Genomic DNA, 13,243 nt, shown 5'->3' with positions numbered 1-13,243 from the left:
ATTCTCAACGGCTCCGCCTTACTCCTCCCCCGGATCACGTCGGGTACTTTCCCGCGTGACTCCGGGGCCCTCTACATGTTAACTCCAGGATTCTTCACTCAGAACAACGCACCGGCATGTTGTAAAAGCAAAAAAAAAACCGCCCCCTAAGGAGCGGTTTATCTGGCAAGGGCCCGGCAAGCCGGGACCACGGTATTCAACGATTAATCGTTGTTGCCGCCCAGGCCTGCGTTCAGCAGTTCAGCCAGGTTAGCCGTTGCTTCTTCCGCGCTGACCTGCGGAACAACTGGTGCTTCACCCTGTGCTTTACGGCGCATACGGTCCTGGTGATAAGCGTAACCGGTACCGGCTGGAATCAGACGGCCCACGATAACGTTCTCTTTCAGGCCACGCAGTTCATCACGCTTACCGGCAACTGCCGCTTCGGTCAGAACGCGCGTCGTTTCCTGGAACGATGCTGCGGAGATGAAGGACTCGGTCGCCAAGGAAGCCTTGGTGATACCCAGCAGATCGCGTGAGAAGGTTGCCTCGATCTTGCCTTCAGCAGCAAGCTGACGGTTGGCAATCTTAACGCGTGACACTTCAGCCTGCTCGCCTTCCAGGAACTCGGTGCTACCCGCGCTGACGATGGTACCTTTACGCAGCATCTGACGAACGATAACTTCAATGTGTTTATCGTTAATCTTAACGCCTTGCAGACGGTAAACTTCCTGCACTTCGTTGGTGATGTAGCGGGTAACCGCATGCACACCACGTAGACGCAGAATGTCGTGCGGAGACTCTGGGCCGTCAGAAACAACGTCGCCACGCTCCACAACTTCGCCTTCAAACACGTTGAGCTGACGCCATTTTGGAATCATCTCTTCGTAAGCGTCGCTGCCGTCCAGCGGGGAGATTACCAGGCGACGTTTGCCTTTGGTCTCTTTACCGAACGAGATAATCCCGCTGATTTCAGCCAAGATTGCCGGTTCTTTCGGACGACGTGCTTCGAACAGATCCGCAACGCGTGGCAGACCACCGGTAATATCCTTGGTACCGCCGGATTCCTGAGGAATACGCGCCAAGGTATCACCCGCACCGATCTGAATGCCGTCTTCCAGCTGCACAATCGCTTTACCTGGCAGGAAGTATTGAGCAGGCATATCAGTACCTGGAATCAATACGTCGTCGCCTTTGGCATCAACGATTTTCAGTGCCGGACGCAGGTCTTTACCGCTACCGGTACGCTCTGCGCTGTCCAATACAACCAGAGAAGACAAACCGGTCAGTTCGTCGGTCTGGCGTGTAATGGTCTGGCCGTCAACCATATCAGCGAAGCGGATGAAACCACTCACTTCGGTGATAACTGGCATGGTGTGCGGATCCCAGTTAGCAACGGTTTCGCCGCCGTTAACTTCTGCACCGTCACCTTTGCCCATGACAGAACCGTAAGGCACTTTGTAGCTTTCTTTAGTACGGCCGAATTCGTCGATCAGCTTCAGTTCGGTGTTACGAGAGGTAATCACCAGCTTGCCTGCGGCGTTCATAACGAACTTCACATTGCTCAGCTTCAGCGTACCCTTGTTTTTCACCTGGATGCTGGATTCAGCAGCCGCACGAGATGCCGCACCACCGATGTGGAACGTACGCATCGTCAGCTGTGTACCCGGCTCACCGATTGACTGTGCCGCGATAACGCCGATAGCTTCGCCTTTGTTGATGATGTGACCACGTGCCAGGTCGCGACCATAGCAGTTTGCACACACACCAAAGTCGGTTTCACAGCTAACTACGGAACGGACTTTAACGCTGTCGACAGAGTTCTCTTCCAACAGGTCACACGTCTTCTCGTTCAGCAGGGTGTTGCGTGGTACGAGGATGTCAGCCGTACCCGGCTTGATGACATCTTCTGCAGTCACACGACCCAGAACGCGTTCGCGCAGTGGCTCTTTAACGTCACCACCTTCGATAACCGGAGTCATCATGATGCCGTTGTGAGTCCCACAGTCGTCTTCGGTTACAACCAGATCCTGCGCCACGTCAACCAGACGACGGGTCAGATAACCGGAGTTAGCCGTTTTCAATGCGGTATCCGCCAGACCTTTACGAGCACCGTGCGTGGAGATGAAGTACTGGAGTACGTTCAGACCTTCACGGAAGTTCGCAGTGATTGGCGTTTCAATGATGGAACCATCTGGCTTAGCCATCAGGCCACGCATACCGGCCAGCTGACGAATCTGTGCTGCAGAACCACGCGCACCGGAGTCGGCCATCATAAAGATGCTGTTGAAGGAAACTTGTTGTTCCACTTCGCCGTCACGGTTAACCACGTCTTCTACCGACAGGTTTTCCATCATCGCTTTAGCAACACGTTCGTTTGCCGCAGCCCAGATATCGATCACTTTGTTGTAGCGTTCGCCGGCAGTTACCAAACCAGACTGGAACTGCTCCTGGATTTCAGCAACTTCGGTTTCTGCTTCTTCGATGATCTCCGCTTTCTTAGCCGGGATAACCATGTCATCGATACCTACGGAAGCACCTGAACGGGCTGCGTAAGCAAAACCGGTGTACATGATCTGGTCAGCAAAGATAACGGTCGGCTTCAGGCCCAGGATGCGGTAACAGGTGTTCAGCATCTTGGAGATAGCTTTCTTGCCCAAAGGCTGGTTAACGATCGAATACGGCAGACCGCGCGGTACGATCATCCACAGGATGGCGCGACCTACGGTAGTGTCGATGATCGAAGTCTGGTGTACAGTCTCGCCTTCAGTGTTTTTGATCTCTTCGGTGATACGCACTTTGACACGCGCATGCAGAGAAGCCAGACCGGCGCGATAAATACGCTCAGCTTCTTTCGGGCCGCTCAACACCATGCCTTCGCCTTTGGCGTTAACACAGTCACGGGTCATGTAGTACAGACCCAATACAACGTCCTGAGAAGGAACGATGATTGGCTCGCCGTTCGCAGGTGACAGGATGTTGTTGGTAGACATCATCAACGCACGCGCTTCCAGCTGAGCTTCCAGCGTCAAGGGTACGTGAACAGCCATTTGGTCACCATCGAAGTCGGCGTTATATGCCGCACAAACCAGCGGGTGCAGCTGGATTGCCTTGCCTTCGATCAGAACCGGTTCAAACGCCTGGATACCCAAACGGTGCAGAGTTGGTGCACGGTTCAGCAGTACCGGGTGTTCGCGGATAACTTCGTCCAGGATGTCCCAAACGACAGCTTCTTCGCGCTCAACCATTTTCTTGGCGGCTTTGATGGTGGTGGCCAGGCCACGCAGCTCCAACTTGCCGTAGATGAACGGTTTGAACAGCTCAAGTGCCATTTTCTTAGGCAGACCGCACTGATGCAGACGCAGGTATGGACCTACGGTGATAACAGAACGACCAGAGTAGTCAACACGTTTACCCAACAGGTTCTGACGGAAACGACCCTGCTTACCTTTGATCATATCGGCCAAAGATTTCAGAGGACGCTTGTTAGAACCGGTGATAGCACGACCGCGACGGCCGTTATCCAGCAGGGCATCTACCGCTTCTTGCAGCATACGCTTTTCGTTGCGTACGATGATGTCAGGCGCAGCCAGATCCAGCAGGCGTTTCAGACGGTTGTTACGGTTGATCACGCGGCGATACAGATCGTTCAGATCTGAAGTCGCGAAACGGCCACCATCCAACGGAACCAGCGGACGCAGATCCGGCGGCAGTACCGGCAGCACGGTCAGGATCATCCACTCTGGCTTGTTGCCAGACTGTACGAACGCTTCCAGCAGCTTGATACGCTTGGTCAGCTTCTTACGCTTGGTTTCGGAGTTGGTTTCGTTCAGCTCTTCACGCAGCTGCTCGCACTCAGCTTCCAGATCCATGTTTTTCAACAGGGCCTGAATAGCTTCCGCACCCATCTTGGCGTCGAATTCGTCACCAAACTCTTCCAACGCGTCCAGATACTGCTCTTCAGTCAGGATCTGACGACGCTCGAGGTTGGTCATACCGCCTTCAACAACCACATAGGATTCGAAGTACAGTACACGTTCGATGTCACGCAGCGGCATATCCAGCAGCAAACCGATGCGAGATGGCAGCGATTTCAGGAACCAGATGTGCGCAGTCGGTGAAGCCAGTTCGATGTGGCCCATGCGCTCACGACGCACTTTAGTCTGGGTCACTTCAACGCCGCACTTCTCACAAATCACGCCGCGGTGTTTTAAGCGCTTGTACTTACCGCACAGGCACTCGTAGTCTTTTACCGGCCCAAAGATACGGGCACAGAAAAGGCCGTCACGTTCTGGTTTGAACGTACGGTAGTTAATGGTTTCCGGCTTCTTAACTTCACCGAACGACCACGAACGGATCATGTCTGGCGATGCCAGAGCAATCTTGATCGCATCAAACTCTTCGGTCTTAGTTTGCGCTTTCAGAAACTTCAATAAGTCTTTCACGGATTGGCTCCTGTCGGAGTTAAACCTGTTGGGTACCCACAACTGCAGTAGGTACCCGTGTGACCTGAACAACCACCCTCAGGCTCCCTAAGGCCGGGAGCCTGAGCCGGAACACGATTACTCGTCTTCCAGTTCGATGTTGATACCGAGCGAGCGGATTTCTTTCAACAGTACGTTGAAGGACTCCGGCATGCCAGGTTCCATGCGGTGATCGCCATCCACGATGTTTTTGTACATCTTGGTACGGCCGTTAACGTCATCCGACTTAACGGTAAGCATTTCCTGCAGGGTATAAGCTGCGCCGTATGCTTCCAGTGCCCACACTTCCATCTCACCGAAGCGTTGACCACCGAACTGCGCCTTACCACCCAGCGGTTGCTGAGTAACCAAGCTGTAAGAACCGGTTGAACGGGCGTGCATTTTATCGTCAACCAAGTGGTTCAGTTTCAGCATGTACATATAGCCAACAGTAACCTGGCGCTCGAATTGCTCACCGGTACGGCCATCGAACAGCGTAATCTGACCCGAGGTTGGGATCCCGCCCATTTCCAGCAGTTGCTTGATTTCAGTCTCTTTCGCACCATCAAACACCGGCGTTGCAATTGGCATACCTTTTTTCAGGTTCTCTGCCAGACGCAGTACTTCGTCGTCGGTGAAGGTGTTCAGGTCAACTTTCTGGCAGACATCGTCACCCAGATCGTAAGCCTTTTGAATGAACTCACGCAGCTTAGCCACTTCCTGATGCTGCTTCAGCATTTGGTTGATCTTCTCACCAATACCTTTAGCAGCCATACCCAGGTGGGTTTCCAGGATCTGACCGATGTTCATACGTGATGGTACGCCCAGCGGGTTCAGTACGATGTCAACCGGCGTGCCGTTTTCATCGTAAGGCATATCCTCGATCGGGTTGATCTTGGAGATAACACCCTTGTTACCGTGGCGGCCTGCCATCTTGTCACCCGGTTGGATCTGACGTTTAACGGCCAGATAAACCTTAACGATTTTCAGCACGCCTGGTGCCAGATCATCGCCCTGGGTGATCTTACGACGCTTGGCGTCCAGCTTCTTCTCGAAGTCGGATTTCAGCTCGTCGTACTGCTCTGCCAACTGTTCCAGCTGGTTTTGCTTCTCTTCGTCGGTCAGGCCCAGTTCCAGCCAGCGATCGCGTGGCAGCTTGCTCAGCTTTTCAGCTTCAACGCCACCGGCAACCAGCACTGCATGGATACGCGTAAACAGACCAGCTTCCAGGATTTGCAGTTCTTCAGTCAGGTCTTTTTTCGCCTGCTTCAGCTGCATCTCTTCGATTTCCAACGCACGCTTGTCTTTTTCCACGCCATCGCGGGTGAAGACCTGCACGTCGATAATCGTACCGGAAACGCCGTTTGGTACACGCAGAGAGGAATCTTTAACGTCAGATGCCTTCTCACCGAAGATCGCACGCAGCAGCTTCTCTTCTGGCGTCAGCTGGGTTTCACCTTTTGGCGTTACCTTACCAACCAGAATGTCACCACCGGTCACTTCAGCACCGATATACACGATACCGGATTCATCCAGTTTGGAGAGCGCAGCTTCACCTACGTTAGGGATGTCAGCAGTGATCTCTTCAGGCCCCAACTTGGTGTCGCGAGACACACACGCCAGTTCCTGAATGTGGATGGTAGTGAAGCGATCTTCCTGAACCACACGCTCGGACACCAAGATGGAGTCTTCGAAGTTGTAGCCGTTCCACGGCATGAACGCCACGCGCATGTTCTGGCCCAGTGCCAGTTCACCCAGATCGGTGGACGGGCCATCTGCCAGCACGTCGCCGCGCTCGATTGGCTCACCCAGGTTCACACACGGCATCTGGTTGATGCAGGTGTTCTGGTTAGAACGGGTGTACTTGGTCAGGTTATAAATATCGATACCTGCTTCGCCCGCGTGCATCTCGTCTTCGTTAACTTTGATAACGATACGGGAAGCATCCACGTACTGGATCACACCGCCACGTCGAGCTACGGCGGTAACACCGGAGTCAACAGCTACAGCACGTTCCATACCGGTACCTACCAGCGGCTTATCAGCGCGCAAGGTTGGAACCGCCTGACGTTGCATGTTCGCACCCATCAATGCACGGTTGGCGTCATCGTGTTCCAGGAATGGAATCAGTGAAGCACCAACGGAAACAACCTGCTGGGTTGATACGTCCATATAGTCAACCTGGTCGCGGCTGAACAGGCTTGATTCGCCTTTGCTACGACAGGTGACCAAGTCTTCTACAAAGCGGCCGTCATCATCCAGGTTGGAGTTCGCCTGAGCGATAACGAAGTTGCCTTCTTCAATAGCAGACAGATAGTTGATTTCATCGGTAACCAAACCGTCACGCACACGGCGGTACGGGGTTTCCAGGAAGCCATACTCGTTCGTCTGTGCGTACACGGACAAGGAGTTGATCAGACCGATGTTTGGACCTTCCGGCGTTTCGATTGGACACACGCGACCGTAGTGAGTCGGGTGTACGTCTCGAACTTCAAAGCCGGCACGTTCACGGGTCAGACCGCCTGGGCCCAATGCAGAGATACGACGTTTGTGCGTAATCTCAGACAACGGGTTGTTCTGGTCCATAAACTGAGACAGCTGGCTGGAGCCGAAGAACTCTTTCACCGCCGCCGAAATTGGCTTGGCGTTGATCATGTCCTGTGGCATCAGGGTATCCAGATCGCCCAGGGACAGACGTTCTTTAACCGCACGCTCAACACGTACCAGACCTACACGGAACTGGTTCTCAGCCATTTCGCCGACGGAACGGATACGACGGTTGCCCAAGTGGTCGATATCGTCCACTTCGCCTTTACCGTTACGGATATCGATGAGCTTCTTCATCACTTCAATGATGTCGTCTTTGCTCAGGATGCCCGAACCTTCGATCTCGTCACGCAGCAGAGAACGGTTGAACTTCATACGACCAACCGCAGACAGATCATAGCGGTCTTCAGAGAAGAACAGGTTCTCGAACAGGCTTTCAGCAGCTTCGCGCGTTGGCGGCTCACCAGGGCGCATCATGCGGTAGATTTCTACCAGCGCGCTCAGACGATCACTTGTTGGATCGACACGTACGGTCTCAGAGATGTACGCACCGTGGTCCAGATCGTTGGTGAACAGCGTTTCAATACGCTTGTGGCCTGACTGGCTCAGTTTGGCCAGCAGATCCAGAGACAGCTCCATGTTGGCTGCACAGATCAGCTCACCAGTATTGGTATCGATATAGTCCTTCGCGACCACTTTGCCCGCGATGTACTCAACCGGTACTTCAATACTCTGAATTTCGTCTTTTTCGAGCTGACGGATATGACGAGCGGTGATACGACGGCCTTTCTCAATGTAGATCTTGCCGTTGGCTTCGATATCAAACGAAGCAGTTTCACCACGCAGACGTTCTGGAACCAGCTCCATCTGCAGCTTGTTATCACGGATCTCGAATACGACTTTCGCAAAGAACAGGTCAAGGATCTGTTCAGTGGTGTAGTTCAGTGCACGCAGAATGATGGTCGCAGGCAATTTACGGCGACGGTCAATACGTACAAACAGGTTGTCTTTCGGGTCAAACTCGAAATCCAACCATGAACCGCGGTAAGGGATGATACGTGCGTTATACAGCACTTTACCCGAAGAGTGGGTTTTACCCTTATCGCTGTCAAAGAATACGCCAGGACTACGGTGAAGCTGAGATACGATAACCCTCTCAGTACCGTTGATCACAAAGGTGCCGTTTTCGGTCATGAGCGGAATTTCGCCCATATAGACTTCTTGTTCCTTGATGTCTTTGACCGTACCTTCCGGAGCTTCACGCTCATAGATGACCAGGCGCAGTTTGACGCGCAGCGGTGCAGAGAACGTCACACCACGGATCTGGCACTCTTTGACGTCGAAGACCGGCTCACCAAGACGGTAGCTAACGTATTGCAGCTCCGAATTGCCACTGTAGCTCTGGATAGGGAAAACAGAACGGAATGCAGCTTCTAAGCCGTATTGCCCTTCTGGATCTTGCTCGATAAACTTCTGGAACGAGTCAAGCTGGATAGAAAGGAGATATGGTATGTCCAAAACTTGTGGACGCTTACCAAAATCCTTACGAATACGTTTTTTCTCGGTATAGGAGTAAACCATAGGGTTCCTCAGCTCGCTGGAAAGTCGAACCTATCTGTCCGTCCGGATATAGGACGGTTCACGCAACACCATTTTGTCGACCGGAAAGCGGGAACACTTTCCGCAATACTCGTTTCTATCACGCTTAAATCATTTCGTTGCGCTGTACGGCAGATTTTGCTGCGGCAGGGAGAGCAATATATTAAGTCGTCGATAGAAAGAAATATTGGGGTTAGCCAGTAGCCAAACAGTGTGAAACTCTACTGACGCCCTACAGCGCAAAAAGGCTGGTGACCAAAAAGTCACCAGCCATCAGTCTGTTAGTTAAAACAGACTGCACTCAGAAAGCAGTGGCTTATTTAACTTCAACTTCAGCGCCAGCTTCTTCCAGAGCTTTTTTCAGTGCTTCAGCGTCGTCTTTGCTGATGCCTTCTTTCAGTGATGCTGGTGCAGACTCAACCAGGTCTTTAGCTTCTTTCAGACCCAGGCCAGTTGCGCCACGTACTGCTTTGATTACTGCAACTTTGTTCGCGCCGATACCTTTCAGTACAACGTCGAATTCAGTTTTTTCTTCAACAGCTTCAGCAGCAGCAGCAGGACCTGCAGCTACAGCAGCAGCAGAAACACCGAACTTCTCTTCCATAGCGGCGATCAGTTCAACGATTTCCATTACAGACAGAGCTGCAACGCCTTCGATAATTTGGTCTTTAGTGATAGACATAACAATTGTTCCTAAAATTCAGAAATAGTTTAAATACGTAAGCAACGGATAAGAAAAAGGGCTTATGCCGCTTCTTTCTGATCGCGCAGTGCAGCCAGAGTGCGAACCAATTTGCCAGCAGCGGCTTCTTTCATGGTTGCCATCAGGCGTGCGATTGCTTCATCGTAAGTAGGCAGAGTTGCCAAGCGGTCAATTTGTGCCGCAGGGATCAGCTCACCTTCAAAGGCCGCAGCTTTAATCTCGAACTTTGCATTCGCTTTCGCGAAATCTTTGAACAGACGAGCAGCAGCGCCCGGGTGTTCATGAGAAAATGCAATCAAGGTAGGACCGACGAACGTGTCTTTCAGGCATTCGAATGGAGTGCCTTCAACTACGCGACGCATCAGGGTGTTACGAACAACACGCATGTAAACGCCAGCTTCACGACCTGCTTTACGCAGTTCAGTCATTTTATCAACGGTAACGCCACGAGAATCCGCAACAACCGCAGACAGCGCGCCTTTGGCTACTTCGGTGACTTCAGCAACAATCGCTTGTTTGTCTTGAAGATTTAATGCCATTAGCTTTTTGCTCCTGGATTTAGCCGGGGGAAATCCCCGGCACTCACATCACTCAACACCTTGTGATAAATCACGCAGTGAGAGCGTTCAAACACGGTGAGCAGAATCCAGCAAAGACAATTTAAAATTTTCTTTAGGCTCTGTCACCGTCTACGCAGGAAAGATTAAGTACCTTTCGATACACCTGCGGTCTTGGACGGAGGCCTGGATAGGCCAGGCTCCAACCGAAAAATCTTTTGTTTCACTATGGGCAAGCCAATAGCAAAACCTTGGGGCATAAGATTCTAGACAAATCTTACCCCCAAGTCAAAGCGATAATCGCAGGGCGATTAGTTCGCTACAGCAGTCAGGCCGCTTTGATCGATAGCAACGCCAGCACCCATGGTGGTGGAGAGGCTAACTTTCTTGATGTACACGCCTTTCGCCTGAGATGGTTTTGCTTTTTTCAGCGCAACCAGCAGGGCTTCCAGGTTTTCTTTCAGCTTGTCTGACTCGAAATCAACCTTACCGATAGTGGTATGGATGATGCCGTTTTTGTCGTTACGGTAACGAACCTGACCTGCTTTAGCATTTTTCACAGCTTCAGCAACGTTCGGAGTAACGGTACCCACTTTCGGGTTTGGCATCAGGCCACGTGGACCCAGGATCTGGCCCAGTTGACCAACAACGCGCATTGCATCTGGAGAAGCAATAACAACGTCGAAGTTCATTTCGCCTTTTTTGATCTGGTCTGCCAGATCTTCCATACCTACCAGCTCTGCGCCAGCAGCTTTAGCTGCTTCAGCGTTAGGGCCTTGGGCAAATACGGCAACGCGAACGGACCGACCGGTGCCGTTTGGCAGAACGGTAGCGCCACGAACGTTTTGGTCAGATTTACGAGCGTCGATGCCGAGGTTAACAGCAACGTCAACGCTTTCTACGAATTTAGCGGTGGCCAGCTCTTTCAGCAGAGCAACAGCTTCGGTGATGTCATACTGTTTAGTAGCATCAACTTTGTCACGGATCACGCGCATGCGCTTGGTCAGCTTAGCCATTTCTTAATCCTCCACTACCAGGCCCATGGAACGAGCAGTACCTTCGATGGAGCGAGTCATCGCTTCAACGTCAGAACCAGTCATGTCCGCAGCTTTGGTTTCTGCGATTTCACGTACCTGAGCACGAGTCACTTTACCTACTTTGTCTTTGTTCGGCTTGCCTGAACCAGACTTGATACCAGCCGCTTTTTTCAGCAGAACTGCTGCTGGCGGGGTTTTGGTAACGAAAGTGAAGGAGCGATCAGAATAAACAGTAATAACAACCGGAATCGGCAGACCTTTCTCAACGCTGTCAGTCTTAGCATTGAACGCCTTACAGAATTCCATGATGTTAACGCCTTGCTGACCCAGAGCTGGACCAACTGGCGGACTTGGGTTAGCCATACCGGCTGCAACTTGCAGCTTAACGTAGGCTTGTACTTTCTTGGCCATTTACAATTCCTCGGTTTGGGTAATATCGCCTCAATAGAGGCTCCCCGTGTTTAACCTCGCTCAATGAGCAAGGTCTATAAAAACAAAAGGCGCGAAATTATAGTTCAATTTCGCGCCTATGGCAAGCGGCAAAAAACCACTTATTGCTGATTAATTGATCAGCCTTTTTCAACCTGAGCAAAGTCCAGTTCCACCGGCGTTGCACGCCCAAAGATGGAAACAGAAACTTTCAAACGGCTCTTCTCGTAATCCACTTCTTCAACAACCCCGTTGAAGTCAGCGAACGGACCATCGTTAACACGGACCAATTCACCCGGCTCGAACAGCGTTTTAGGACGCGGCTTATCACCAACCTGCTGCAGGCGGTTCATAATCGCATCAACTTCTTTATCGCTGATCGGTGCCGGACGGTCAGAGGTACCGCCGATGAAACCCATAACGCGTGGAACGCTACGCACCAAGTGCCAGCTGGCGTCATTCATCACCATCTGGACCAGTACATAGCCCGGGAAGAACTTACGTTCACTTTTACGACGCTGGCCACCACGGATTTCAACGACTTCTTCCGTAGGCACCATGACTTCGCCGAACAGCTCTTCCATATCGTGCAGTTTGATGTGTTCACGCAGCGATTGCGCTACGCGACCTTCAAAACCGGAAAACGCCTGAACGACGTACCAACGTTTTTTTGGAGCTTCAGACATTTTAGAACCTCAGGCCAGTAATAAACGATACCAGACGGACCAGAATACCATCCAGGCCCCACAGAATCAGTGACATCACGGCAGTTACCGCGGCAACGATCAACGTGGTATGTAGCGTTTCCTGACGAGTTGGCCAGATCACCTTGCGCACTTCTGTACGCGCTTCGCGCGCAAACGCGACGGTGGCCTTGCCTTTGGTGGTCATCAGCGCTACAGCGCCAGCAACAGCGATAACCACTACAACAGCCAGCGCACGTAATGGCAGGCTGAAATCACGGTAGTAATAGTTACCGACAATCGCTACAACCAACAGAACGGCGACGATCAGCCACTTAGCCGTTTCCAGGCCGCGCCCGCTCCCTTGAGCCTCGGTATTCGCACTCATAAACCAACCTGTCACAATGAATTCAGAACAGACAACTTTGCCTCGCACAGCAAGACAAACCAAACCGATCAAATGCCGCTCGGCAGCATTTCGGTGTTTTACGCTATGACGTATCTCAGTCAATACGGCTTTAAGAGCCCATCTCACCAATGATTATGACTGCAAAATCGCTGATGAGATAGGTTCTAGTTCACAGCGTAGAAAAAGGGCATCAAATGATGCCCTTTTACCGCGTGTCGCGTCAAACGTTATCAGCGATTAAGCGATAACTTTAGCAACAACACCAGCGCCGACAGTACGGCCGCCTTCACGGATTGCGAAACGCAGACCGTCGTCCATCGCGATTGGGTGAATCAGGGTTACAACCATGTTCACGTTGTCGCCTGGCATTACCATCTCAACGCCTTCTGGCAGTTCGATGGTACCGGTCACGTCAGTTGTACGGAAGTAGAACTGTGGACGGTAGCCTTTGAAGAATGGCGTGTGACGACCACCTTCTTCTTTGCTCAGGATGTACACTTCTGAGTCGAATTTGGTGTGTGGCTTGATTGAACCTGGTTTAGCCAGTACCTGACCACGTTCGATATCTTCACGCTTGATACCACGCAGCAGAACACCTACGTTCTCACCAGCACGGCCTTCGTCCAGCAGTTTGCGGAACATTTCAACGCCAGTACAGGTAGACTTAACGGTGTCTTTGATACCAACGATTTCAACTTCTTCGCCAACTTTAACGATACCGCGCTCAACACGACCGGTAACAACGGTACCACGACCGGAGATGGAGAATACGTCTTCGATTGGCAGCAGGAACGGCTTGTCGATAGCACGCTCTGGTTCTGGGATGTAAGAATCCAG

The 13,243-nt window shown here is 51.9% G+C and carries 9 protein-coding genes; all 9 read right to left on the bottom strand.

Annotated features, from left to right (window positions below; translation table 11 throughout):
• Positions 1 to 203: 203 nt before the first annotated feature.
• On the bottom strand, positions 204 to 4,424 hold the full coding sequence (gene rpoC, locus ACI2J2_RS24015; protein WP_209640429.1) for a DNA-directed RNA polymerase subunit beta': 4,221 nt from the start codon (positions 4,422 to 4,424) through the stop codon (positions 204 to 206).
• Between the two features lie 117 nt (positions 4,425 to 4,541).
• Positions 4,542 to 8,570 (bottom strand): DNA-directed RNA polymerase subunit beta, encoded by a 4,029-nt coding sequence (gene rpoB, locus ACI2J2_RS24010; RefSeq protein ID WP_037425757.1) that lies wholly within the window; start codon positions 8,568 to 8,570, stop codon positions 4,542 to 4,544.
• Between the two features lie 334 nt (positions 8,571 to 8,904).
• Complete coding sequence (rplL, locus tag ACI2J2_RS24005; protein ID WP_209640422.1) at positions 8,905 to 9,270, bottom strand: 50S ribosomal protein L7/L12; 366 nt, start codon at positions 9,268 to 9,270, stop codon at positions 8,905 to 8,907.
• A gap of 62 nt (positions 9,271 to 9,332) precedes the next feature.
• Entirely contained in the window at positions 9,333 to 9,830 is a 498-nt protein-coding gene (rplJ, locus tag ACI2J2_RS24000; RefSeq protein WP_037425754.1) for a 50S ribosomal protein L10, read from the bottom strand.
• A 329-nt stretch (positions 9,831 to 10,159) separates the two neighbouring features.
• Positions 10,160 to 10,864 carry a 50S ribosomal protein L1 gene (rplA, locus tag ACI2J2_RS23995; protein ID WP_012004742.1) on the bottom strand — a complete coding sequence of 235 codons (705 nt, stop codon included), beginning with the start codon at positions 10,862 to 10,864 and terminating at the stop codon, positions 10,160 to 10,162.
• A 3-nt stretch (positions 10,865 to 10,867) separates the two neighbouring features.
• Positions 10,868 to 11,296 (bottom strand): 50S ribosomal protein L11, encoded by a 429-nt coding sequence (gene rplK, locus ACI2J2_RS23990; protein WP_015376316.1) that lies wholly within the window; start codon positions 11,294 to 11,296, stop codon positions 10,868 to 10,870.
• Between the two features lie 158 nt (positions 11,297 to 11,454).
• Positions 11,455 to 12,000, bottom strand: a complete 546-nt coding sequence (gene nusG / locus ACI2J2_RS23985) for a transcription termination/antitermination protein NusG (RefSeq protein ID WP_004953928.1) — start codon at positions 11,998 to 12,000, stop codon at positions 11,455 to 11,457.
• A gap of 1 nt (position 12,001) precedes the next feature.
• The gene (gene secE, locus ACI2J2_RS23980; RefSeq protein WP_020828746.1) at positions 12,002 to 12,385 is read right to left on the bottom strand and encodes a preprotein translocase subunit SecE; all 384 of its coding nucleotides are present in this window, start codon (positions 12,383 to 12,385) and stop codon (positions 12,002 to 12,004) included.
• A 258-nt stretch (positions 12,386 to 12,643) separates the two neighbouring features.
• Positions 12,644 to 13,243: EF-Tu/IF-2/RF-3 family GTPase (locus ACI2J2_RS23975; protein WP_404761016.1), on the bottom strand; the 600-nt coding region annotated here is incomplete at its 5' end.

It is taken from the genome of Serratia sp. NPDC087055 (assembly GCF_044900985.1).
In the GTDB taxonomy this organism is placed as follows: Bacteria; Pseudomonadota; Gammaproteobacteria; order Enterobacterales; family Enterobacteriaceae; genus Serratia.
This window is presented reverse-complemented; position numbering and strand designations above follow the sequence as displayed.